A 24,619-nucleotide genomic window follows, 5' to 3' on the forward strand; every position below is an offset into this window, starting at 1 on the left:
TTAAAAATGGGGTTTCTCTGCTTCTAAAATTCTCCAGCCACTATCCATTTAAAAGCTCAACGCGCCCTCCGGCTGGTTTTGCGCATAATTCCCGCCCAAATATCCTCTTGGCAGCATAGGCTGTCTTTCAAATCCGGATTTCATCTCATAAAACCCTTTCGTTTCCCCGCTTTCAATGATTCCCGTAAGGATTTCCAAAGCATGAAATGCCATATCACCATTTGTCCTGGGCACACGGCCTTTCCTTAAGGCCCAGGCCATCTCTGCCACTCCAAGACCTCTGTCATCACCATCGTATCCATGGGTATGTGGGAATACGATAGGCTCTGTCCGGCCTTTTAAGATGACCTTCACATCGCCGCCAAAGAAGTTGGGATCCTCCAGGAATATGATACCTTCCGTGCCGTAAAATGCCACATAAGGCTTTTCTGTGCGGATGCTTCTGGAATTAAAATGTAGCGTTCCCATACAGCCGCTTTTAAAGCGTAGAATACCCATAAGATACGTCTCTGATTCCTGGGAATAAGTCTCCCCAAAATTATCATTCTTTACAAAATAATGCTTCTGCTCCGGCATGAAAACGCCGGACATTCCGCACACTTCCTCCACCTCTCCAAGCACGTTAATCATGGCAGTGGTATAATAAATTCCCACATCAATCCCAATTCCGCCTCCCGCTTTCGCTGTGTAGGGAAATTTCTCAGCCAAAAGCCGGGCATCCCTTTGAAGGACAGCCACGCTGGATGTCACGGTTCCGATCATGCCCGATTCTACCAAGTACCTGGCGGTCTGCACAGCCGCCCCCAGAAATGTGTCCGGTGCGCTGCAAAGCAGCTTCCCCTTCTCATCAGCCAGGGCTATCAGCTCTTTTGCCTGGGTAATGTCAGCTGCCAACACCTTTTCCGTATACACATGCTTCCCATTCTCCAGAAGGTTCTTTATCACCTGGTAGTGAGCGGCAGGATTGGTCAGATTCACTACGATTTCAATTTCGGTATCCTCCAGTATTTCTTCCATTGTCATGGCACGAATGCCGAAAGCAGCAGCTGTTTCTTCTGCCAACTGGCGGTTTAAATCACAACATCCTGCTAATTCCAGGATTTCAAAGGTCTTTGACATGTTTTCAATATAGATCCGGCTGATAGCTCCGCACCCGATTACCGCTGTCTTTACTTTCTTTATACCTTTCATACGAAAGCCTCCTTATACCGCATTCTGCTCAATTACCTTTGAATACCAATGTCCGCTTTCCTTGATAATTCTTTCCTGGGTATTGAAGTCCACGAATACGATTCCGAAACGGCTGCTATATCCGAATGACCACTCAAAGTTATCATACAAAGACCACTGGAAATATCCCTGTACATTAACTCCCTGGGAAATGGCCTCCCTAAGTGCTTTTAAATGCCTGTGGAGATAATCCTTCCTTGCGCCGTCTTCCACTTTTCCTTCCATGGAAACCACATCCGGGAAGGAAGTTCCATTTTCCGTTATGTAGATCTTGTCAATTCCGTACTCATTCTTCATCCGCAATAGCATCGTTATCAGGCCTTGCTCTGTCACCGGCCAGTTTCTGTCATTGACAGGAACGTATTTGGGATTCTCTATCTTAAACCCAAGAGGCCATACGCTGTCATCTGCCTTCACATGAAAGTCATTGTAATAATTAAGGCCGATGAAGTCCAGCTTCTGTCCAATGAGCTTCATGTGCTCCTCCCTAAATTCCGGAAGCCTTACTCCCTTGGAACGATAAAACTCAATCATTTCCTGAGGATATCTGCCATACACAATGGGCTCAGCAAACCAGCGGTTTAAATACCCATCTGCCCTGGCTGCTGCCTGGATATCCTCTGGCTTATCCGTAAGAGGAAGCCTTCCCATAAGGTTTAAGGTAATTCCAATTTCCCCATCACAGCCCTTTTTACGGAAATAATCCACCGCAAGGCCGTGACCTACATAAAGATAGTAAGACACCCGCACCGCAGTAGAAAAATCCCGGATACCAGGAGCCTGACGCCCTTCGGAATTGCCTAAGAACGCAGCACAATAAGGTTCATTTAATGTAATCCATTTCTTCACCCTGCCATGAAATGCATCTATAACAACCTTTGCGTATTCCAAAAAGTATTCCGGCATCTGAGGATTGGCCCATCCGCCTATATCCTGCAGGGCCTGAGGAAGATCCCAGTGGTATAACGTGATATACGGTTCAATTCCTGCATTTAAAAGTTCATCTATAAGATTGCTGTAAAATTCAAGCCCTTTTTCATTGACTTCCCCGTATCCCTTTGGAAAAATCCTGGACCAGGCAATGGAGAACCGGTAAGCCTTGATTCCCATATGCTTCATCAAAGCTACATCCTCTTTGTATCTGTGATAATGGTCGCATGCTATTTTTCCATCATCTCCATTTAACACATTACCGGGAACAAGGCAATACCTGTCCCATATTGTTTCTCCTCTTCCGTCTTCATCCCAAGCGCCTTCAATCTGGTAAGACGCAGTAGCCGCCCCCCATGCAAAGCCTTCCGGAAACTGTCTCTGTCCCATGATTCCGACCTCCTTCTTATTCGTCACGCTCTAGCAGCTCTACCACTACTTTCAGGCTGTCCAGCGCATCCATGAATGCATATCTTCCATTGCCTCTCCTGTACTCACCTTTTTGCAGCAGTTCCATTCCCCAATCCTCACAGGCGCTGATGGTCTTTTTCATACCTTTTACATTGAAAGAAATATGATGGATTCCTTCACCAAACTGTTCTAAATGCTCCTTCCAGATGCTTGGCTCTTCATTAGGCTGGATCAGTTCCATCTGTAAATCTCCGAAATAGAAGAATGTCATGTAGCACTTTGCCTTTGGCGCCGGCTCTCCCCTGTACTGCGTCTTTGTTATCTCGAATTCACCGCTGTTTACGGTTTCAGGTTCCTCTACCCCGAAAAAGCGTGCAAACTCCTTTTTTGTCTTCTCAATATCATTTACCAGAAATCCAATCTGTGCCAGTCTCATGTCCTCAATTGGTTTGTCCATAATTATTCTCATCCTTTCAATTTACCCATTTTCCATTGTTTTTAATTTCTCTATCGCTTCCATCAAACCTTTTATGTAAGCAGTATCCGCATAGCGCACCTTGTGGCCCCAGTCTCTGTCACCTTCAATGCCAGGCACGTGGTCACTGACCATAAAGCCGTCAAATCCTGAATGCATCAGTGCATACACCACCTGGAAGGGATCGAAATTCCCTTCTCCCAGGAAACATTCCTGGAATTTAGGCACTGTACCTTGTACATCCCTCATATGGGCATAAATCAGCTTTTTCCTTGGCCCGAAATATTCAATGGCATCAAAAATGTTCTTTGCCCCGCCTTTCATCTGGGAAAAGGTTCCGATGCAGAACAGCAATCCCCAATTCGGGCTGTCAATCATGGCTTCCGCCCGTTTATAGCTGTCCACATCAATAAACATCCTTGCAATTCCTGACAGGCTTTTTATTGGCGGGTCGTCCGGATGCAGAGCCATGGTCACATGGTATTCCTCCGCCACCGGTATGACCCGTTTCATAAAATATTCAAAATTCTCCCACAGCGTTTCCACGTCAGGCACCATCACATCTCTTCTCTGGCCAAAATCCGCCATATCATCAATGCCCTGCTTCTGTTTTTCTAAGTCAAAGGCCTGCACAGAAGCGCCATACCTTCCTACGGGAGCGTGATTTTCCGTTCTCCAGACAAAGGACGGTGAAAAGTGATACCCCAGCACGGGGATCCTGACACGGCCCAGGCTGCGGATGGATTCACAGACATTTTCAATCTGCTTATCTCTTCCCTCCAGACCCAGCATCGCTTTGTCATAAAAAGAAATTGGCATGTTTTCCATTGCTTCCACGATTACACCGTACCGGTCGCATCGTTCTTTAAAACGAGCCAAATCATCGTACTTCCAGTACTTATGCGCAGGCAGATCATAAGGGAGGTTGAACTGTACTCGGTCAATCCCCATCTGCCTTGCGTTGGTCAGGATCTCCTGATCCACACTCCGAATCTGTCCATATGCTAATCTCATCATAACCTGTCAGCTCCATATCCGGTCCAGAGAGGTCTCCTGGTTCCATTCATCGGTAGATACCCATACATCTTTGCCCTTCATAGGCCCGTGTTCCCGGATCAGTTCCTCGTTTAAGGACTCAATTCCAAGACCAGGTGCATCCGTCACTGCCGTAAAGCCCTCCTGCACAATAGGCTTCACCGGTCCTATGATCAAATCCTGCCACCACTCAGAATCAAAAGCGTCATGCTCTTGCACAAAGAAATTCTCACTGGCAGTAGCCATATGGGCACCAGCTAAGGCTGATATGGGGCTTTCACACATATGGAGTGCCATAGATACTCCATATCTGGCCGCCATATCACCCAGTTTCTTGGTTTCCAGGATTCCTCCGGAAGTCAAGAGGTCCGGATGCACCACATCCAAGGCACCTGCCTCAAAAAGAGGTTCAAAGGTCTCTGTCAGGTACATATCCTCTCCCGTTGCAAGGGGAGAAGTCGTTGCATGCTTTAGTTCCTTGTATTGATCCGTCAGATACCAGGGGAGCATATCCTCCAGCCATGCCAGGTTATATTTTTCAAGCCTTCTTGCAATCTTAATCATATCCGGAAGAGGAAAATGCCCGAAATGGTCAATGGCCAATGGCACTTTTGTACCAATCACGTCCCGCACCCTTCCAATGTATTCATCCAGATGCGCCAGCCCTTGTTCCGTCACATGCATATTGGTAAAGGGGTGTGAAATCCGGTTAAAATCATACAATGCCGCATTGGCTGCAGAACCTTCAGCCCTTGTACCGGTTCTTGAAACCCGGCGTACTTCTTCCTCCACAGCCCGCAGCTCATTGACCCAGTCTAAGGGACCGGAATAATTCCCCTCCTGCGCCATAAGAAGCTCCACACTAAGGATCTTTACTGCCGTAAATCCCTGATCCATATATCCTTTTAAGATTTGTCCCACTTTCTCAGGCTCCATTAAGATGCCAGTGGCCCTGCCTTCCTCAATATGGGTATCTGCATAGAGCCTGACCTTATCCCGGAACCTTCCTCCCAATAGCTGATACACAGGAACCCCGTACGCTTTACCTGCCAGATCCCAGAGGGCCAGTTCAATGGCACAAACGCCTGCAGACTGTCTGGACTGACCACCGAATTGCTTGATTTTTCTAAAAATACGATCTACCTCACAGGGATTCTCACCAATAATCCTGCTCTTTAAATATTTTAAATAAGTGGCGCTGGCGCCGTCACGCATTTCCCCATATCCGCTGATTCCCTGGTTGGTGTCAATTCTCACCAGATAACAACCCCAGGGAGGAAGATCCACCTTGGTGAATTTTACATCCGTGATCCGTAACTTAGACGGATTGGAGCTTTGTCTCACAAAATTCAGACACTCTTCATAATTTATATCTGTCTGACCGCTCTTATGTTCCATCGTTAACCTCCTGTCCATTCCAACTCTTATCTTATTTCCTATTCAATTCATTACTGAAGCCTGCTGCAGTTAACCTTTTACCGCACCGTCTGCCATACCCTTGACAAAATACCTGTTGCATGAAAGGAAAATAAGGAGTACCGGAAAAGCTACTATGGCCGATGCAGCCATCGTGGAACCCCAGTCCACCGCAAACTCTCCTGCAAACATGTGGATAGCAATGGGAAGTGTTCTTGTCTTAGTCGATGTACTCAAGTTCAAAGCAAAAAGGAATTCTTCCCATGCATGGATGTAGGTGTAAATAGCCACGGAGATCAATCCCGGTTTTGCAATGGGCAAAACCACTCGAAACAGCGCCCCGATTCCCGTACAACCATCAATTTTAGCTGCTTCCTCCAGTTCCTTTGGCACTGTCTCAAAAAAGGAACTGAGCATGATAACACCCATAGGAATCGTCAGTGCCAGATCTGCCAGGATCAGTGAAAAATGAGTATCCAAAAGCCCTGTTTTTGCAACCAGGAAATACAAGGGGATGATGATTACCACACTGGGAATCATCTGTCCGAACAGAAGGGCAATCTTAAGCACTCCATGTCCCCTAAACTTATATCTGCTTAAGCCGTAACCTGCCAGAATGGAAATAAGCAATGTAATTACAACCACACTGACCGTAATGATGATGCTGTTGACAAAAGCGTCAAACATCTTGGAATTAGTAAGTACATTAACATAATTGCCCAATGTAGGTGTGTCTGGGATGATCTGAGGAGGGATATCATACTGTTCCGTAGGAAGCTTGATGGATGTGGACAGCATCCAGATTGCCGGGAACACGGCTGCCAGAATTACAAGAAGTAAGATTGCATAGGTGCAAATCTGCCAGACAATATTTGTTCTTGTTACAGATTTTTTCATTTTCACCATGTTAATTCCCCTCCTTTTCTCTTGTAAGATAGAGATATACAAGACTTACGAACATAGATAACGCAAACAATACCGCACTGGCTGCACTGGCTATCCCGAAATCATAATCCATGAATGCCCGTTTATAAATGTACATGGCCATAACTTCTGTCTTATGAGCTGGTCCGCCCTCTGTCATTGCGTAAATAAAAGTAAATGCATTCAGGGTCCAGATGATCATTAACAGGATTGTCGAATAGCAGGTTGCAGCGATTGATGGCCAGGTCACATTTTTAAAGATGCCAAATACATTTGCTCCATCAATAACCGCAGCCTCTTTCAAATCCTTGGATACACTCTGAAGGGATGCCTCGATCATCAGCAGGATGAACGGGAACATCTTCCATGTGTTGACTGCAATGACAGACCACATGGCAATCTTGGGATTGGACAGCCATGTCTGGTTCTTTTCAATGATTCCCAGAGAGCTGAAAATGAAGTTGATAATACCATAATCAGCATTGTACATCCACTTCCACACAGCGGAACCGATGATGCTGGGAGTTACCCATGGGATCATTAACAGGATACGAATAAGAGTCTTCCCTTTCACAAATGGCTGATGAAGGATCAAAGCCATGATAAAGCCCAGACCAAACTGGAAGAAAACACTTCCAAACGTCCATACTAACGTATTTGTGATAGAACCAAGGAACACCTTATCCTCAAACAACTTTTTGTACTGGGAAATGCCGCAGAAAACAGGAGCTTCCAGGAACAGGGTGTTGTTAAAGAACCCCATGACCAACGTATAAAGCAACGGATATATCATGACTACTGCAACGGTAATCACAGCAGGAAGTACATATCCGGCTCCTGAACGTTTGATTTTTCTAAGCATACTTTCATTTCACCTTTCTCTTTTAAAAGGCAGGCCCTGCCTGTGAACAGAGCCTGCCTGCCCCACTTCGGTTTACTTTAACAGTTTCGTTGTTGCCTGATCTAACAGACCGCTGGCTTCCTCGGCAGACATATCCTCAGAAAGCATCAGCTGAAGGTTATCCATGATAGCCTGGCGGATACCTACAATGTTCTCAACTGCCGGAAGTGCATTTGCATACTGCAAAGCGTCTGCATTTGGCTTGATGATTTCTTCCGGATAGTCTGTGTAACGGGCCGCTACTTCTGCCGTACCTGTGAAAGTATTTGTATAGATAGCTGCAATATCAGGTCTGCTAAGGAATTTTACAAATTCCCATGCCGCTTCTTTCTCCTTGCTGGATTCTGCAACCGCTACAGACCAGCCTCCTAAAATGGTATTCCTCTCAGCACCGTTCGTAGTGGGAACCATGGTGCATGCAAAATTCAAATCCGGATTTGCCTTCACAATTTCAGCCAAGTCATAAATGCCGCTTAAGTACATCGCAATTTTGCCGCTGGCAAACAGGGTGCGGTTTGCAATGTTGTCATTCTCCAGTAAGGATGCAGGTGCATAAGCTGCCAGATCCTTATAAAGCTGTGCCGTCTGGACCGCCACATCACTTCCAAGCGCAGATGCAGTATTGTCAGCATTCAAAATATCACCACCGGAAGAACGGAGCATGGTTATGTACTGGAAAGAGAAATTCGAGTAATTTGTTCCGCAGAGGCCATAACCATATACATCACCGTTCGTACATGCAGCCGCAACCCCTTTCACCTCATCCCAGGTTGCAGGAGGTGTTTGATATCCTGCTGCCGACAGGATGTCCTTGTTATAGAACATAACATATGTTTCACTGCGGAATGGAAGGCCATAGAGTTTTCCGTTCACAGTGGAGGCATCGTTAGCGCCTTTGACAAACTGATTCACATCCAGTGAATCCTTTGCCACGTATTCATCGAGTGGCGCAAGCAAACCTGCATTACCGAACGTGGTAACCCAATCCAGCGCGCAGGACAGGACATCTGGAGCCGTACCATTTTTAAGCGCTAGCATGTATTTATCATTTGCAAGATCTGCCTGGAACTCCGCTTCAATCTTAATATCAGGGTGTTCCTTGTTCCATATAGCCTCTACCTCCGGCCAAACAGCCTCCTGCCAGTTGCCATCCCAAAATTTAATGGTAACGGGTTTTCCTGAAGCCTCTGTTTTCTGATCAGACTGGGGAGCCGGACTCTCAGATTTCTGTTCTCCCTTTGCTGAAGAGCATCCGACCATAAGTCCTAATGCCATTGTTGCTGCCATAGTCATACTTAATGTTCTCTTTATTACCTTTTTCATGTTTTTCCTCCTTGCTCTTTTTACCCTTTTTCTAAAATGTTAACGTTTTCATTTTATTACAACTACATACTAGCAAATACTTGTGCATTTTGCAAGCTTTTTTTAACTTATCATTTCATTTTTAATCGTTTTTGATCATTTTATTTTTATAAACGTTTTCATTTTTAGCCACTTTCCTGCCTTGAAAGTGATTTTCGGATATGATATAATGAAAAAAGTACAAATATTTTCATAAGAAGGGATTAAAAATGAAAACCATAAAAGATGTAGCAGCTTACTCTGGCGTTTCTTTAACCACTGTATCCCGAGTAGTTAATGGCTCTGATAAAGTCTCTCCCAAAACCAAAGCCAAGGTTGACCAAGCCATAAAGGAACTGGGATATTTTCCTAATAATGCAGCCCGCTCACTGGTAAAGAAGCAAACAGATTCCATTGCTATCCTGCTGCGTAATATACATGATCCTTTTTTCACCGATCTCATTCGCGGCATCGAGGACGCCTCCGCTCTCCTTGGCCGTAACGTCATATTCTGCAGTCCGGGAAGAGATGAGAAAGTCAGGGACCGCTATATCGAATACCTGACAAACGGTATTTCAGACGCCATCATCTTATACGGTTCACTTTTTTCAGACAAAGCAATGATTGAGCATCTGCAAGAAGTGGGATTTCCCTTTTTGTTGATTGAAAACAACTTTCAGATGATGCCGGTTAACCAGTTCCTTATTGATAATGTAACCGGAGCAAAGGATGCGGTGAATTATTTAATCCGCCATAATCATAAGCGTATCGCCCATGTGATGGGTAACCCGAATAAGAAAGTCATCCTGGAGCGTTTCAGCGGCTACATGGAGACCATGCAGGACAACGGTCTGATAATCCAGGATTATTATATCCAGAATACCCTTAATGACTCTTCACTCTCTCTGCCCAATTTCAGGGAAATGATGGCCCATCCAGAAGGTGAACGGCCCACCGCCATTTTCTGCAGCAATGACAAGATTGCCATGCAGGTAATTAACGAGCTGCAGCAGTCTGGTTTTAAGGTACCTGAAGATGTTTCTGTTGTAGGATTTGATAATCTGATTACATACGGCTTTTCCTACCGGGGACCGAGGATCACCAGCATTCAGCAGCCTTTGTATCAGATTGGATACGACAGCATCCTGTCCATAGATGGGATGCTTCAGGGCAGTATCACAACACCTATAAACAAATTCTACCAGGCTACTTTGGAGGAACATGAGACGGTGTGCTTTTGCACGGAATAAATGATAGGCGGATTTATTAAGGAAACTACCTGGCCATAAGACAGCTTGAGATTTTAAATGGGCTTATTATTGAATTTAATAAAAATTGAATGACGCAGCAAAAAAGGTCTTATCACCCCTTTTTACTGCGTCATTCAACGTCTTCACATAATTAATCAATGTATATTTATATATTCTCCACCCCCACCGCCTTAATCCATGGGAACCCGCATCCACGCATCATAAATTTGATCCTTAAACGCCATTTCCTCACCAATCACCGGAAGATTGCACACACAGTTGCCTTCTTTGGCCTCCTGCAGATACCCCCGTTTTAAATCTTCCGTCGAGATAAGCAGCGTCTTTCTCTCATCCGTAAAAAGCTCCGGATTCATCAAATATACTGCCGCGGTCACATCCCAGTTATAAAAACCGCCGATGCCATAGTCCTCCTCATTATACCCAAACCAATAATCAGTTTTCTCACGGATGTATGCAGCGGCCCTATTATCTGAATTGAATAAACGTTCCTTAAACTCATCCCTTGTAAACAGCACCTTCAGGCAATGATTCCCTGTAATCACCGAGACATTCCTTCCTTTCGTAAGCACCGTCCACGTGGCAAAGGGATCACAGGAGAAATTCAGCTCGTCCATTACCTTTTTCTCAAACACAAGCGGGCTTGTAATCCCACCCATTACCACGATTTCTTTTACCTTCTCAAAAAAATGGTTGTCCATTTCATAAGCCCCCCGGAGATTTGTAAGGGAACCGGTTGCAAGAATCGATAAAGATCCTGCATACTGATCCGCCATCTCTGCAAGGTAATCTGCTGCTTCACTTTCGTATGCCCCGCATCTTTCCCCGCCCATTTTCACCGGAATGTCCTCACGTCCCAAATCCTTTAACATGTTTCTACAGGTGTTGTATACAACATCCAACCGATTATTTCCATAAGTTGCCGTAATCCCGTGCACTTTCGCTTCCGGGCAGCCAAGAAGGTACATGAACGCAAGACCATCATCAACATCACAGTCCTTTACCCCAAATGTATTGTCACAGTCAAATATCACATGCTTCATCTATTTTTACGCTCCTCTCCGAAACCAAGTTACTCCGTTTTCCTCTATAGAAATACCGGTCCGGTCTCCTTCTTCCAGTCCCAGCCTCTCCAGTTCATGACTCATGACCTGACTTACTATCACGCCCTCCGGTACCTCTATCTTCACTTCCGCCATCTCTCCCATAAATGCAATTCCGGTAATTGTATAGGTTCCCTCTCTTTCAAGGGTTACGGAATACGGCCGGATCATGGCCTCATAATCCCCGTCTTCCAGTTCTGAACTCATCTCAAACAGACTGCTATAAAACCTGTGATTTATCATTCTTCCCTTCACATAGTTCACCCTGCCGAAATATTCCGCCACTGCCTTTGAAACCGGATGACGGAACATATTCCTTGGCGTGTCGTACTGTAAAATCTGTCCCTCATTCATGAGCGCAATCCTGTCCGACATCTGCATTGCTTCTCTTTTCTCATGGGTCACAAGAATCGTGGTAATCTTCCGTTCCTGATGCAGTTTCTTCACAAGATTCCCCATCTTCAGCCTTAAGCATTCATCAAGTCCAGAAAACGGTTCATCTAAGAGCAGCACTCGCGGATTTGCAGCAAGAGCCCTTGCCAGTGCAACTCTCTGCATCTGTCCTCCGGATATTTCCTTTATCTTCCGGTTCTCAAAGCCCGTAAGCTGTACTTCTTCCAGCAGCTTTTTCACCGTTTTCTTCCGAACATCTTTCGGTACTTTTTGAAGCTCCATGGGAAATGCAATGTTCTGTTCCACTGTCATGTGGGGAAACAGTCGTAAATCCTGAAATACGATGACCGTCCCTCTTTTCTCAGGCGGAATCCCAGCAACCGATGCATTCTGGATCCGGATATCTCCCTGTTGGATTTCCAGAAGTCCGGCTATGCTTTTCAAAAGCGTTGTCTTTCCGCACCCGGAAGCACCAAGAAGCGAGATGAATTCCCCTTCTCGTATATCCAGGCTGATCCCATGAAGAATCTCTTTTTTCTGCAGTACAACTTTTAAATCTTCAACCATAAGGCTCATTGTTTCTCTCACCCTTTTCCTTTGTCATCTCATTCCGATGTATAAAATTCTCCGCCTCCGTGTTTCATAAAGCGGCCTGCCGCCCATTCAAACACTCCAAACACGAGCAATGTCACGCCCAGAAACAAGGTACTGTAAATACAGGCTATGTTTCTATTTCCGCTCTGCAGATAAGGGACCATAAGGATCGTAAAGGTCTTTACATTTCCCCCGCCAATCATCAGCGTGAGAAAATACTGGCTGAAGGAAACGATATAGGACATACTCACCGCGGAAAGAATCACAGGCATTAACATCGGCAGAGACGTTTTATAAAAGGCTTTAAAAGGGGAGGCCCCCAGGACTCTGGCCTGTTCTTCCAGCCTGCTTCCTACAGCCGCCGTCCCATCCATGATGAGGCGTATCGCATAAGGGAGTGAACAGATCAGATGAGCAATGATGACCCCTGTAATCCGGTTATTTAGCCCCATTTTAATAAACGTAATCTGTATCCCCATTGCAAATACGGTGGCAGGAACCATAAATGGAAGGATGGTAAAAAAATACACCACCTGTTTTCCAGGGAAACGGTATAACAATATGGCTCTCGCCGTCATAATGCCGATCACCGCTGATAAGACTGCTACAACCGTGGAAATTAAAATGCTTGACCAGAGGATTTGCAAAAGCTCCTTTTTTCTTCCTGCTATTTCAAAGATCGCTCTCTTTGAAAACACCTGAGGCGCCAAATCCGGCCATGTCCACCGTTCTGTAAAAATCCATAATAACAGAGTGACCGCCGGAACAAGAATGGCAGCCAGCAAAACGAACTGTGTAATGCTTATAAATATTGACTTTCTTTTATTCTTCATAGTTTATTGTTCTTCCGTTAAACATTTCACACTTTTCCGCATCATCAAAAAATATAGCAGCGAGCTGATAAGGGAAATCGCAATAATAATTCCATTTAAAGCCATGGCATAAGGCCGGTTTCTTAAATCCGGATGAATGTACTCCTGATACGCAAGAACTGGTAATGCCTTGGGAACCGTGGCCCCAAGCAAAAGGGGAAGCTCATATGCTCCCAGAGCGAACACAAAAATAATCAAAAATCCGCTTATTATTGTATTTCTGCACAAGGGCAGCGTCACCCTCCAGAACACCGTCCACGTTTTCGCTCCAAGGTTTGTCGCCGCTTCTCCCAGACTTCCGTTAATATTTGCCATCAGCGCGATGACGAAATAAATAATAAAGGGAATTTCTTTCCACAGATATGCCATGATGATTCCGATCCCGTGAGGATCATAGATAAGCATGGGAAACTGCTGCTGTTCCTGTATCATGCCAAGCGCATAGGCAGCCCTGGCCAGGATTCCGTTCCTGGAAAAAATGTTGATAATAAACAGTGCCGTAACCACATGAGGCACAATGATCGGAAGCTGAATGATACGCATAACTGCTCCCTGAGTCTTCTTTCCCATCACGCATACGCCGCAAAAAAATACGCCGCCTGCCGTTGCAAGAACCGATGAAAACAACGCAATCCTGAGGCTGTACAGCACCGATCTCATCATATCCGGCCGTGACAGAACCTCTTTATAATACAAAAGTGTTGGCTTCTTTAACCCAAAAGCTGGAATTACCCCTAAACTTTGGGTAATTCCAGTTACTAATCCAATCATAAACAAAAGGGTAAGCAATATTTGGGGAGCCAAAAGAACATATGGCATCAGCTTATCTTTCATTATTTTCCTGCCACTTCTTCTGTCCATATTTCTTCAATCATGGGAACAAGCTCAGCCGGCATTTCCGGAAGACGTTTTGATAACAGCTCATCCTGGGGAATCGTTCCCTTTCCAAGGTCCACCCCATCAAATGATGCTTTCTGCTCCTTTGAAAGCTTTGAATTATCAAGAACCGGAATGACTTTTAATGTATCATAACGGTCAGCCTGAATTTCCGGAGACAGCATTTCATTGATTGCCACCATTGCTCCTGCCTTATTCCCGGAATTTGCCGCAATGGCCATAAAGTTGGTATTACCGATGGTCCCTTTCTCAAACTGGAACGACTGTGTTGTCTGCGTATATGCCCCGTCCGCTATCTTAACAGCAGTTCCGTAGGCATCATAGGTCATATTCAGCACAACCTCTCCGTCTGAAAACATATTGTCCAGGGTCGTTGAGGAATCCGGGAAGGTTTTTCCTTCATTCCATAAGTACGGATTCAGCTCCCTTAAATATGCCATTGCAGGTTCCACAGCAGCTTTTACCGTTTCCTTATCCCCTTTCATATCCAAAAACTGTTCATATCCGCAGATTTCATAGATTATATTTCTAACAAACGCACTTCCTGTAAAATCCGGAAGCGCCGGATAAGTCACCTTTCCCGGATACTTCCGGACAAACTCCTTAAAGTCTTCGGTGCTTTTGGGCATGTCCGGGGTTACAGCCGTATCCGCAATCATCACGATCTGCGCTTTTCCATAAGGAGCTTCAAATCCTTCAATGGGATACGCAAAATCCAGTGTTACATCTTTGGACTTTGCATCTACATAATCTTGAAAATTGGGAAGTTTATCCACGAAAGGCCCATAGAGCATATTGTTTTCTTTCGCAGAACGGAAGTTTTCTCCGTTGATCCAGATCATGTCAATGCTTCCGTTCTTTTCGCCCGCCTGGATTTCTCCTGACAATTGGCTTAACACCTGATCAATATCCATTGGAACACGTTCCATGGTAATGTCATATGTTTCCTTCATTGCCGGTGCGAAGGTATTGTCCAGCCATTCATTCAGCTTCTCATCCCCGCCCCATCCATAAAATGTAACGGTAGTGCCCTTAGCTTCTTCCTTCATTGTGTCGAAGGACATCTCTTCGGTTACTGAAGCCGTTTTATTCTCTTCTTTTGGTCGTTCATTGTTCCCGCAGGCTGTCATGGAAAAAGCTATCGCAACTGCCAGAAGCGCTGCCGAAATTCTTTTTTTCATCTCTTTTCTCCGTCTTTCACTGTTTTACCGCAGGCTTATTATTTTACAAATGCCGCCTGGACGTCACCGTCTTTTGCCCCGTTTTCAATGATAAACAGATTCTTTTCATCAAAACCAGCATCCTTTAACACGGAAATCGCTGTCTTTGCGCATTTATTTCCGCTGTAGCATAAGAAATATACCGGCTCTTCTTTATTAAGCTTCTCTGCTGCCAGTTCATACATTGCTGTCTGTGCATCGGCACTTTCAAAATCCTTTAAATTAACCTGAAGAGAATTTTCCAAATGGCCTCCTGCATATGTATCATCATCACGTACATCCACGATCTGTGCGTCCTTCTTTGCAATCACATCTGCTGCTTTTGCATACTGCCAGTCTATGCCTTCTTCCGCACGGTTTGTTGTCAGCGCACCTTTTTCTTTTGCCAGGGCTTTTGCTCCCCCTTCAACTGTGTAGATAAGACCTGCATCGATTCCAGCCTCTTCTAACACCTTTGTTGACTTCTGAGCCCCTCTTTGCCCGCTGTTGCAGATAATATAGATTTTCTCTCCGTCCTTTAAGTTTTCTTCCGCATATGCTTTCATCTGATCTGCCAGGGATTCATCCTCCAGAGGGAAGATAGGACACCATTCCGAATTGGCAACTCTTCCTGCCCCGTAATTTGACCACTCCCTTACATCAAGGACATGTGTTTTCCCGTCAGCTGCCGCCTTTACTGCATCCTCTGCAGGTACAAACTGGTATTCCTCTTTCCCTGTGTTTTCTGCTGCTGATGTAACTTCCCCTGCCGTTGTGCCTTCTGCTGCCACTGTGCTTTCCACTGCTGCGGATTCTTTCTTCTCTCCCGTACTTCCAGAACTGCATCCTGCAATCATGGATACTGTCATTGCTGACACTAAAACTGCTGATAAAAACTTCTTTTTCATAAATACTTCCTCCTTGGTTTTCGGTGCGTATATATTTTTTCAGCACCGTGTTATGGTGATTATTAAGGCAATTCCTCTTCATTTAAGCGGAACCGCCATAGTTACCGATTCATTTATTCCATATATTTATATATCAACGATCAGCCAACAAATCCTGCTATTTTATCCAGGAATCCATGACTTAAATACGCCTCCAGCTTACAGGCTGTAGATTCATTGATTATTTCTTTGTCCGGCTGCTTATATTCTACCCAGGCCATTGCACACCAGGTGATACCCCGCAGACACGTAATGGGGATATATGCCCAGGTCCGTTCTTTCAGACCGTCAACATTAAATCTACCTGCAGCCTTTTTGATATACGCATCTGTAAATTTCTCCATCTGTTCACTTTCTAAAATCACATCGGTCTTCCAAAAAGTTGTTGTGGGTGCAAGAAAGTGACCCAGATCCTGTGCCGGATCACCGTAAATCGGCTTTTCCCAGTCAATTAAGTAATTCCCTTTTCCTTCCCCGTTAATAAGAAAATTCGTAGAGTTCAGCTCTGTGTTAATGCAGCACCGGTGGCCTGGCTTTGTCAGACTGTCTGCCCTTTCCCAGCCTCTGTCAAGCATCCTGCGTATTTTTCTTTTCTTCCCTTCGTCCCCAAGAGCGGACTCTTCATACGTACGAAACATCTCCTCGCATTCTTCCAAAATTGCTTTTAAAGGATTGTCCGGAGCTACCAGCGGCGTCTTCTTTCCAAGGTCAATGCTGTGTATATCCGCGAGGCAGTCTGCTGCATAAAGCAGTTCTTTTTCATAATCCAATGCATGTCCGGGAAGGTACTCCATTACCATTACTCCAAAGGGAAGCTTTTCCTTCGTTCCATCCACATATAAGGGTCTTGGCGTGCGTCCCGAATCTTTTAACAGCTCCAATGCCTGGAACTCATAGCCAATCTGATCTTCAAGATGCATTTGGCTTCCAAAATTCACCCTCAGAATCAGCTTCTTCCCTGTCACCGGGTGAAGAAACAGGTAGTTTCTGTTATATTCACCCTGAGCCAGCATCCGGTATTCTTCTGTAACCTCCTTAGGAAGCCCCAGTCTTTCCCGGTATCCTTTCCACTTGATGTATTCCTCTAATCCCTGTACCTGATCCATCTCAACACCCCCTATCTGATATCCCGGTACATATCCGAGATACGTTCTATGGAAGCTCCGTCCCGGTACATTTTTCGAAGCCGGTTCATTTTCCACATGAGCTTCAGCTTTGGTACGGTCCCTTTTGGAAAACGCCTGTCCGATGTATAAATTCTTCTCCCAGCCATCCCAAGCTTCACCCGTTTTTCTTTTAATGTCAGTGAGAACTGGTAGTCTTCCATGATCGGAATCTCAGGAAACATTCCAACTTCAAAAAATAATTCCCGGTCTACAAAAATCCCCTGGTCTCCAAACATGACCTTCCGGTCATTAACTCTATGGTTAGAAATCACCCTGCATGTAAACATGAAAAAGTTATGGGAGTGAAATGCTATCCCAAAACAACCGGCTCGGTGATCCCTCATCACCCGCCTGATTTCCGCCAGTGGCTTTGGCGGAAGCTCACTGTCACAATGAAGGAAAAACAGAATATCACCGCAGCTTGCTTTTACTCCTGCGTTCATCTGCCTTCCCCTGCCTTTTTCACTGTGCAGCACGGTATATCCGGGATCTATTAATTCCAATGTACGGTCTGTACTTCCCCCATCCACAAACAATATTTCACATTTTCCCTGCAATTCCTTTAACTGCTCCTGAAACATTACAATTCTTTTTTCTTCATTATATATAGGGATAATAATTGAGATCGGAGTGATTCCAGCCGCATACCGCCCGGTTTCCGACTGCTTCAGTTCCTTCCTTACGCGCATCCGTTTCCGATACTCTTTTAAATCCGATGGAGTGTCCAAATCCCAAAGCTTCTTCGTATAGCCCACCGTAATTCCGGACTGGGAAAGAGCCTTTATGGTTTCCTCCAAGACCGCCCCATGTCCATACTGGTCAAGACCAAAGGCTTCCCGTCTGGCTTTCTTCATCCCTACGAGATAATATCCTCCGTCATGTGTTTTCCCGAACACCACATCCTTGGTTTTAAGCACTTCAAATGCCCGCATTAGATCACCGGAACGCAGTTCTGGCACATCCGTTCCTATCAGAATGCATTCCTCATAACCCATAGCAAATACTTCTTTAAATGCCCGGTACATCCGTTCCCCCAGATGTTCCCCCTGCTGCGGAAAGTACCCTTTTTGCATTCCCATTATTTCCTTTAGATATCTCTTTTGTATATCTTCTTCCGCGGTATAACAGACAAAAATATTTGCCCGGCACTTTTCACATTCCTTATTCATGTCTTTCAAAAAACAAATATGAAGCTTAGCACATTGCTGCGGACTAAGCTGGGGCATCATCCTGGTCTTTGTTATTCCCGGAATTGGTACTCTTGTAAATATGATAATTGCCCGTCTCATTTATATAATCTTTCCTAAAATTTCTAGTGTATCTTCCACTACCTTGGGGCAGAACTGAAGAAGCAGCCCCTGCTCCATCACCTTTGCCAGCTCTTCCTTCTTTGAAATATCATGCCCCAGTAAATCACGGCAGATACAGGAAGGATATCTCTCCCCAAACAGCCTCTTAAATTCCCCGGTTTTCTGCATCACTATCTGCTTTTGCCCGGTATCTCCCTCTTCACTATGCCCGTATTTCATTCCAAGCACCATCAAAGCCCCTGTAACAGCGCCGCATGTTTCCCCGCACTGCATACCTCCCCCAAAGGAGGCAGAAACCTTCCTAAGCAGTTTCTTATCGGCTTCTAATTCATCCGCAAACGCCCCTGCAACTACCTGAGAACAGTCAATTCCCTGGAGGAATAGTTCCTGGATTTCTTCAAAAGTGATATGCTGTCTTTCATAAGTACCCATTCTTATTTCTCTCCTTTTTGTCTTTGTTTTTCCACGTATATTTTTCTTGCCATTACAATGAACGCAGACAATGCAAACAAGATCATAAGCCCTGTTACAAATAATTTTGCACCACCTGTCAGCATTCCTCCCACATAGGAATACACAATGGTCGCCGGAAGCTGACCGATACCGGTTGCAAGAAAGAAGGAGCCAAATGACATGGAAGTTAGTCCTGCCCCATAGCTTACAAGGTCAAAGGATACAAAGGGTAAAAGACGGCAGACCAAAATCGTACTTTTTCCATACTTTTCAAAGAAAGCATCAACCTGTTTTAATCCGGCCTTGCTTGTAAACCTTTCTGCCACATCTCTTCCCAGAACTCTTGAGATATAAAAGCACAGCGCAGCTCCCGCCATGGCACTTGTCCATGAAAGGATCGCTCCCTGCCACCAGCCAAACAGATTGGCATTTGCAAAGGTTATGAGAAAGGCTGGCAGAGGTGCCGCTATTGACTGAAATATCATAAGTCCAAAGGATATCACGGCCGCATACGCCCCCCAGGATGCGATGAAATCTTTCACCACTCCAAAATCGCCGCTTGCAAACATTTTAAATACCAGATTCATGGTTTCTTTTACTGATGGTATCCCATAATAACTTGCTATCGCAGCCCCAATCCCTAATATCAACACGAATTTCTTAATCCATTTACTCTTTTTATCCATTATTTTTCTCTCTCCGGTATTTTGTCATCATTCGGTTTACCACAGATCTGCCTGTGTCCGGCCCCTCGTTTCTCTCTAGTATTTCTAAAAGAATATGCTTTGTATCCTTGTATCCCTTTCTTACAAAGTTCCCTGAACAGGAAGCACAGTAAGTATATATGGTCTTCTCACTCTCCTGCCCGATGCTGCATACCATCTGTTTTGCCAGATCCTTTTCTTTGCTCCCGGCGCAGCCTCCAAGCCCGCAGCACTGCACATGAGCGATCAGATCCGGTTCTTCCTTTAAAAACGCCCGTATGAAGTCCAACTGCTCTTTATTTTCCCTGTCCGGACAAGGCGGAAATATGGTAAGTCTTCCTTCAATCATTTTCCCGATTCCAAGCTCCTGTAGTTTTTCATATATACTTACTACATTTACGTTCAGGCGAGGTTTTAAATAAGCATAGCAATTTGGACAAAGGGTAATCACTTCGTCCACACCGATTTCTCTAAGCTTTTTCTCAATTCTTCCAATAATCTCTTCTTCCTGCTTCTCCATTCCAAGCTCTGCGATGGGCTTTCCGCAGCAGTCAAATACTGTCCCAACATCTGCTCTTTCCCGAAACAGTTCCATCAGGTACTTGGTCGTCTTGGGATAATAAGCCGGAAAATTACAGCCGGGAAAAAGGACGCTCTTCTTCACCCCAAGACCGTAATTCTGAAATAAATAGTTCTGTTTCTCCCTTACAAGCATTCCGTAGCCCTTTTCACGAAGCTGTCCATCATTCCTCCGGACCTGCTCCTTTCGCATTCCTAAAACAACTTCTCTTCCGTCAATACCTTTGGGACAGACTTCAGAACATCTGCCGCATAAAAAGCAATGATAAGAAAGCTCCTCCAGCTTTTCTTTATCACCAATATCTATTTTGTATTTTTCCAGAAAGAGACAGTGCTGTCGGCAGATATGGCAATGAATGCATGCATCCGGATCCATGATTCTCGGCTTATCTTCCATCCTGACCCTCCTGTATGTATCTCTTTTTTAAGAATACTCCCATTCCCATCACTCCAATTGCCAATACCGCCGCGATCCCCATATACAGCATCCGGTTTTCTTTATCCGCAAGCCCGGCCGTACCAACTGTATACATCGCAGTACCCGGAAGCATGAAAACCAGAGAACCGATTATGTAAGTGCTGAATTTAATATCTGTAATGCCGTAGGCAAAGTTTTGAAGGTTATAGGGAAATACCGGTACAAGCCTTGTAATGATGAGGACAAACAACTGGTTTTTTCCCGAATTGTCAAACAACCATTTATTTAAATATTTGTTCTTTATTACCATTGGCCTGACAGCGTCTTTTAAAAAAAACCGCCCAGCCGCAAATGCAAGAACCGCCCCGATTGTGGTTGCCGCGGAACAACATATTGTCCCCAGCACGGGTCCAAATAAGAGACCGGCAAAAATTGCAAATGTGACTCCCGGAAGGGCCAGAAAGGCACAGCCCGCAATGGTGAGCAGCATATAAATTGCAATGGCATAGGGGAGATTATTCTCTACCGCCTGCTTAAAAAAAGCCAGATTATCCATATTGCTGATATAGGAAGACCACCCAAATATATGATTCAAGCAAAGAATCACAACGATGGTTCCTGCAAATACCCACATCTTTTTATTATTCATTCTTTTTCTTTCCCCATATCATATGTATCGCCCCTGTTTTTATGATTTGCAACAGCGCTGCCACTCCAAGCATCAGACTGATAAAATAGTACGCTCTCATGGTCTTTGTGGAGCTGATATAAATGAAAGTTCCATACAACGCTGTGAGAATAACCATGGCAACATGCATTGCAACCTCCAGTCTCCCCTTTTGCCTGCGTCGGATAACCAAAGCTGCCAAAAGCAGAACCGTCAATGCTGTCAAAACTGAAACCGAAGTGTATTTTAATGTTTCCATGGGAAACGTACGCTCCCATCCTTGACTTTTATAAATCACATATCTTGCCATCCCCATTTTTTTACGGGTAAAATACTGGATGAGGTATGCACCCGCTAAAAATAGAATCTCTGCAAAGGTCATAATAAAATATCCAAACTTTTTCATTTTGCTATCTTCCCATGTTAAAATAAGCGCTGCCGCTTCCGCGTCCAGCGCTCACATATTTATTGTTATTTTGCTGCTTTGTCCTTGGAAAGATTACCTACCGTGGTATACTCACATTTACCGCCTTCAGGATCTCCTACCTGCACCGGTAGACTGTCATCCATCTGCCACTGATACCAGCCTCCGTCATAAAGTTCTGCGTTGGTATAGCCGTTCTCGTAGCAGATCAGGAATGGGATTGTGGCTCTCCAGCCTGTTCCGCAGTAAAATGCCAGTTCATTGTCAAGAGAGGCTCCGGATTCTTTTAAATATCCTTCCAGCACATCAATACCAACTGTCGTTCCATCTGCCTTATTATAGGAACCATCGTCAGTATCATGTCCCCAAATCGCGCCTTTGGGTTCTCCTGCTTTATCGATATATCCGTATCCGCTGGTTTCTCCAGAGAATTCTGCCTTGCTTCTGATACTCACTAATTTGAAATTGTTGTCACTCTCAAGTTTTTCTTTTACATCATCAATGGAAATAATATATTCCGGATGGGCGGGAACTGTTGTTCCAAATGCCTTGTCTGTCGCTTTCGGCTTATTGCTGCCTTTTTCCGTACCGTATCCGGCTTTCGTCCAGGCCTCAAACCCGCCATCTAAGCATTTTACATTATCTACTCCTACCCAGAGCAGAGTAAATGCAACTCTGTCATCCGCGGAATTTATTCCATCCGCTCCATAGCAGATGACTGTCGTATCTTTTGTTATACCATAATCGGCCATCAGCTTTTCGATTTCTTCCGGCGTACGGATGTTCCAGTATTCTTCTGATTCTATATAATCCGTATTCATATGATAAGCACCCTTGATATGGCCTTCTGTATATGCAGGATTATCTGCTTCTTCCCCCCATGCACATTCCAGAATTACATAATCAGATGATTCTTCCTGATTCCCGTCAATAACACTTTGTACCCAGTCGGGCGATACGTACACCTTTTTTTTATCCACCGGATCGGCTTTTACATCAGTCTTTTCTTCTTTCTCTGTCTTCTTCTCGCTGTCAGCAGGTTTACTTTCTGACTTTGCTGCACATCCTGCGGTCAGTGATACTGCCATGGAAAGACACAGCAATGCACCTAGTACCCTTTTTTTCATAATACTTCTTCTCCCAATATGTATAATTTTTTGCTATATTAATTATAAGTAGGTACTGCTGTTGAGTCCAATTGATTTAATCGATAAGTAACCGGTTATTTATAGATTCTATCTATAAATCAAACGTTCAAACTATTACTTTTTTGGCTAAAAAAAGACCATTGCAAATCACTTTGCAACAGCCTTTTTAACAACTTATTATAGCAACATTTTCATATAAATACCCAATAAGTTAATAAGATAAAGCACTTAGCAGGGTTATAAAATCAATGAAAAATTATTTTTCTTCTTCCCAATTATCCAAAATAAGCTGAATTTTTTCTCCGCAACGTTTTCCTTTACAGCTGCCATTGCCAGTATTCGTCATACTCCATATTTTTTCAACGGTATCTGCACCTTCTGAAATTGCCTTTTTTATTGTTTGCTTAGAAACTCCTTTGCAGATACATACCTTCGTTAATTTATCAATAATTTCCTGATTGTCCATCGTTTGCTTTTTCCTTCCTTCATCTAAATTTAAGCCATTGTTTGTTTAACTAATTCCCAAACGTCTCTCTATATAATATTGATTATTAATAATAAGCCACATTTGGGCATCGAATCTCATAACAGTCCAAAGAGATAAACCCTGGAGATTATATTCTCCTGCCAGTGCTGCCCGTGCATCAAAGCTTCTTGCATCTTTAAACCATATTACATGCATAATTCCACTACTGTCATTATAATAGAAATAAGGTGATTGTGCCGCTTCATTAAATTGTATTGGTATATTATTTTCCGCTGCAATTAGTACTGCATTTTCATTGGTTATTACAGTGGCTTCTGTGGCACCGGGAACATAGGGAAGTGTCCAATCATAACCAAGTGTGGTGATACCTAGAAAAATTAATTCAGATGGAATAATACTAACCGCATAATCTAACAAGCCTCTCAAAAAATCAACCGGAAAGATTGAGCTTGGATAGCTGTAAGACCTTGCCCAGTCATAAGATGAAAATATAATTCCATCCACATATTCAGCAAATTTTGAATAGTCTAATTTTTCAAAACTGGTATATGGGGTTTCACTATTCGTAACCGGTGTTGTGGTGATCACGATCCTGACACCCTCTGAATGAAATATCGCTGAAGCTTTTTTCAAATATTCTGCGATATTATTTATATTGTCTAAGGTGATGTCTTCGACATATATGTTGATACCATAATAACCTTTTGCTTTCACTATTTGAAGAGCATTATTAATAAGACTATCCTGTATAGCAGGATTATTTAAAATTTCATAGTTCACTTCACGACTGGCTATTCCCTCTCCCGAAATCGTGGAAACAAACAACATGGGCGCAACACCATATGATTTAGCCAGCTGGATAAGTTCCGTATCGTCAGCAGTTGCGATAATCTCTCCTAAACTTGTTGCTCTATAATTGAAAATAGTCAAATATGTTAAAAAAGGAAGTGTTTTTATTAATACAGATTTATCTATATAGGAAAAAATGTATCCACTGGTGGCAATTGTTTTTGATTTATCCGTTTGATATTTTATAACAATCGTTTCACCAGAGTACAAATATTCTCTATCGGAGAGATAGGGATTGTTCCTTAATAATTCCATTGTAGAAACACCGTGCTTCTCTGCAATACTTTTTAAAGTATCACCAGCCTGGACGGTATATACTGTTTCAGGTTGAACAATCACAATCGTTTGGCCTATTGCTAAATTGTCTGGGTTAATAATTCCGTTTTCCAATATTAATCTGTCAACAGGAATTTTGTAATACTCTGATATGGTAAAGATGGTTTCACCAGGTTGGACAACGTGTATGATCATAGCTATC

At 44.0% G+C, this 24,619-nt stretch carries 25 protein-coding genes; 1 reads left to right on the forward strand and 24 read right to left on the reverse strand.

Going from position 1 to position 24,619, the window contains the following annotated elements:
• Nucleotides 1-48: 48 nt before the first annotated feature.
• From ACHZES_RS08230 to ACHZES_RS08265, 8 genes are all read right to left on the reverse strand, one after another.
• Nucleotides 49-1,191 (reverse strand): Gfo/Idh/MocA family protein, encoded by a 1,143-nt coding sequence (locus tag ACHZES_RS08230; protein WP_395548302.1) that lies wholly within the window; start codon nucleotides 1,189-1,191, stop codon nucleotides 49-51.
• Between the two features lie 12 nt (nucleotides 1,192-1,203).
• A complete protein-coding gene (locus ACHZES_RS08235; RefSeq protein ID WP_395548300.1) occupies nucleotides 1,204-2,550 on the reverse strand; it encodes a GH1 family beta-glucosidase in 1,347 nt (448 codons plus the stop codon).
• Between the two features lie 16 nt (nucleotides 2,551-2,566).
• Nucleotides 2,567-3,028 (reverse strand): VOC family protein, encoded by a 462-nt coding sequence (locus tag ACHZES_RS08240; RefSeq protein WP_025231897.1) that lies wholly within the window; start codon nucleotides 3,026-3,028, stop codon nucleotides 2,567-2,569.
• Nucleotides 3,029-3,049: 21 nt separating this feature from the next.
• Nucleotides 3,050-4,063 (reverse strand): mannonate dehydratase, encoded by a 1,014-nt coding sequence (locus ACHZES_RS08245; RefSeq protein ID WP_395548298.1) that lies wholly within the window; start codon nucleotides 4,061-4,063, stop codon nucleotides 3,050-3,052.
• 6 nt (nucleotides 4,064-4,069) lie between these two features.
• A complete protein-coding gene (locus ACHZES_RS08250; protein WP_395548296.1) occupies nucleotides 4,070-5,479 on the reverse strand; it encodes a mandelate racemase/muconate lactonizing enzyme family protein in 1,410 nt (469 codons plus the stop codon).
• A 69-nt stretch (nucleotides 5,480-5,548) separates the two neighbouring features.
• Nucleotides 5,549-6,403: a carbohydrate ABC transporter permease gene (locus ACHZES_RS08255; protein WP_038279195.1), complete on the reverse strand. Its 855-nt coding sequence runs from the start codon at nucleotides 6,401-6,403 to the stop codon at nucleotides 5,549-5,551.
• Between the two features lies 1 nt (nucleotide 6,404).
• Nucleotides 6,405-7,283 carry a sugar ABC transporter permease gene (locus ACHZES_RS08260; protein ID WP_313186869.1) on the reverse strand — a complete coding sequence of 293 codons (879 nt, stop codon included), beginning with the start codon at nucleotides 7,281-7,283 and terminating at the stop codon, nucleotides 6,405-6,407.
• Between the two features lie 72 nt (nucleotides 7,284-7,355).
• A complete protein-coding gene (locus ACHZES_RS08265) occupies nucleotides 7,356-8,645 on the reverse strand; it encodes an ABC transporter substrate-binding protein (RefSeq protein ID WP_395548294.1) in 1,290 nt (429 codons plus the stop codon).
• Between the two features lie 248 nt (nucleotides 8,646-8,893).
• Between ACHZES_RS08265 and ACHZES_RS08270 the strand changes: the two genes are divergently transcribed.
• On the forward strand, nucleotides 8,894-9,913 hold the full coding sequence (locus ACHZES_RS08270) for a LacI family DNA-binding transcriptional regulator (protein ID WP_395548292.1): 1,020 nt from the start codon (nucleotides 8,894-8,896) through the stop codon (nucleotides 9,911-9,913).
• Between the two features lie 191 nt (nucleotides 9,914-10,104).
• Here the strand turns inward: ACHZES_RS08270 and ACHZES_RS08275 are convergent, their stop codons facing one another.
• The 16 genes from ACHZES_RS08275 to ACHZES_RS08350 all read right to left on the reverse strand — a co-directional run bounded on the left by ACHZES_RS08275 (nucleotide 10,105) and on the right by ACHZES_RS08350 (nucleotide 24,612).
• On the reverse strand, nucleotides 10,105-10,974 hold the full coding sequence (locus tag ACHZES_RS08275) for a nucleoside hydrolase (RefSeq protein ID WP_395548290.1): 870 nt from the start codon (nucleotides 10,972-10,974) through the stop codon (nucleotides 10,105-10,107).
• 6 nt (nucleotides 10,975-10,980) lie between these two features.
• Nucleotides 10,981-12,003 (reverse strand): ABC transporter ATP-binding protein, encoded by a 1,023-nt coding sequence (locus ACHZES_RS08280; RefSeq protein ID WP_395548289.1) that lies wholly within the window; start codon nucleotides 12,001-12,003, stop codon nucleotides 10,981-10,983.
• Between the two features lie 29 nt (nucleotides 12,004-12,032).
• Entirely contained in the window at nucleotides 12,033-12,854 is an 822-nt protein-coding gene (locus tag ACHZES_RS08285; protein WP_038279209.1) for an ABC transporter permease, read from the reverse strand.
• A gap of 3 nt (nucleotides 12,855-12,857) precedes the next feature.
• Entirely contained in the window at nucleotides 12,858-13,727 is an 870-nt protein-coding gene (locus tag ACHZES_RS08290) for an ABC transporter permease (protein WP_395548456.1), read from the reverse strand.
• A complete protein-coding gene (locus ACHZES_RS08295; protein ID WP_395548455.1) occupies nucleotides 13,727-14,920 on the reverse strand; it encodes an ABC transporter substrate-binding protein in 1,194 nt (397 codons plus the stop codon). The genes ACHZES_RS08290 and ACHZES_RS08295 overlap by 1 nt, the downstream gene beginning before the upstream one ends.
• Nucleotides 14,921-15,009: 89 nt before the next feature.
• Nucleotides 15,010-15,897 (reverse strand): rhodanese-like domain-containing protein, encoded by an 888-nt coding sequence (locus ACHZES_RS08300; RefSeq protein ID WP_395548287.1) that lies wholly within the window; start codon nucleotides 15,895-15,897, stop codon nucleotides 15,010-15,012.
• A 140-nt stretch (nucleotides 15,898-16,037) separates the two neighbouring features.
• Nucleotides 16,038-17,042 carry an aminoglycoside phosphotransferase family protein gene (locus ACHZES_RS08305; RefSeq protein ID WP_038279223.1) on the reverse strand — a complete coding sequence of 335 codons (1,005 nt, stop codon included), beginning with the start codon at nucleotides 17,040-17,042 and terminating at the stop codon, nucleotides 16,038-16,040.
• A gap of 11 nt (nucleotides 17,043-17,053) precedes the next feature.
• On the reverse strand, nucleotides 17,054-18,391 hold the full coding sequence (locus ACHZES_RS08310) for a TIGR04283 family arsenosugar biosynthesis glycosyltransferase (protein WP_395548284.1): 1,338 nt from the start codon (nucleotides 18,389-18,391) through the stop codon (nucleotides 17,054-17,056).
• Nucleotides 18,392-18,844 (reverse strand): C-GCAxxG-C-C family protein, encoded by a 453-nt coding sequence (locus tag ACHZES_RS08315; protein ID WP_395548282.1) that lies wholly within the window; start codon nucleotides 18,842-18,844, stop codon nucleotides 18,392-18,394.
• Between the two features lie 2 nt (nucleotides 18,845-18,846).
• The gene (locus ACHZES_RS08320) at nucleotides 18,847-19,551 is read right to left on the reverse strand and encodes a TVP38/TMEM64 family protein (protein ID WP_154521929.1); all 705 of its coding nucleotides are present in this window, start codon (nucleotides 19,549-19,551) and stop codon (nucleotides 18,847-18,849) included.
• On the reverse strand, nucleotides 19,544-20,545 hold the full coding sequence (locus ACHZES_RS08325) for a heterodisulfide reductase-related iron-sulfur binding cluster (RefSeq protein ID WP_395548281.1): 1,002 nt from the start codon (nucleotides 20,543-20,545) through the stop codon (nucleotides 19,544-19,546). The genes ACHZES_RS08320 and ACHZES_RS08325 overlap by 8 nt, the downstream gene beginning before the upstream one ends.
• Nucleotides 20,535-21,215, reverse strand: coding sequence for a TVP38/TMEM64 family protein (locus ACHZES_RS08330; RefSeq protein WP_395548279.1), 681 nt, complete (start codon nucleotides 21,213-21,215; stop codon nucleotides 20,535-20,537). Before ACHZES_RS08330 ends, ACHZES_RS08325 begins: the two co-directional genes overlap by 11 nt.
• On the reverse strand, nucleotides 21,208-21,639 hold the full coding sequence (locus tag ACHZES_RS08335) for a hypothetical protein (RefSeq protein WP_154521938.1): 432 nt from the start codon (nucleotides 21,637-21,639) through the stop codon (nucleotides 21,208-21,210). The genes ACHZES_RS08330 and ACHZES_RS08335 overlap by 8 nt, the downstream gene beginning before the upstream one ends.
• A 65-nt stretch (nucleotides 21,640-21,704) precedes the next feature.
• Complete coding sequence (locus tag ACHZES_RS08340; protein WP_395548278.1) at nucleotides 21,705-22,784, reverse strand: sulfurtransferase; 1,080 nt, start codon at nucleotides 22,782-22,784, stop codon at nucleotides 21,705-21,707.
• Nucleotides 22,785-23,061: 277 nt separating this feature from the next.
• Nucleotides 23,062-23,271 carry a (2Fe-2S)-binding protein gene (locus ACHZES_RS08345; protein WP_395548277.1) on the reverse strand — a complete coding sequence of 70 codons (210 nt, stop codon included), beginning with the start codon at nucleotides 23,269-23,271 and terminating at the stop codon, nucleotides 23,062-23,064.
• Nucleotides 23,272-23,316: 45 nt separating this feature from the next.
• A complete protein-coding gene (locus ACHZES_RS08350) occupies nucleotides 23,317-24,612 on the reverse strand; it encodes a LysM peptidoglycan-binding domain-containing protein (RefSeq protein ID WP_395548276.1) in 1,296 nt (431 codons plus the stop codon).
• Nucleotides 24,613-24,619: the final 7 nt, after the last annotated feature.

Origin of the sequence: Lacrimispora sanguinis (assembly GCF_044987295.1) — a bacterium.
GTDB lineage: Bacteria > Bacillota > Clostridia > Lachnospirales > Lachnospiraceae > Lacrimispora > Lacrimispora celerecrescens_B.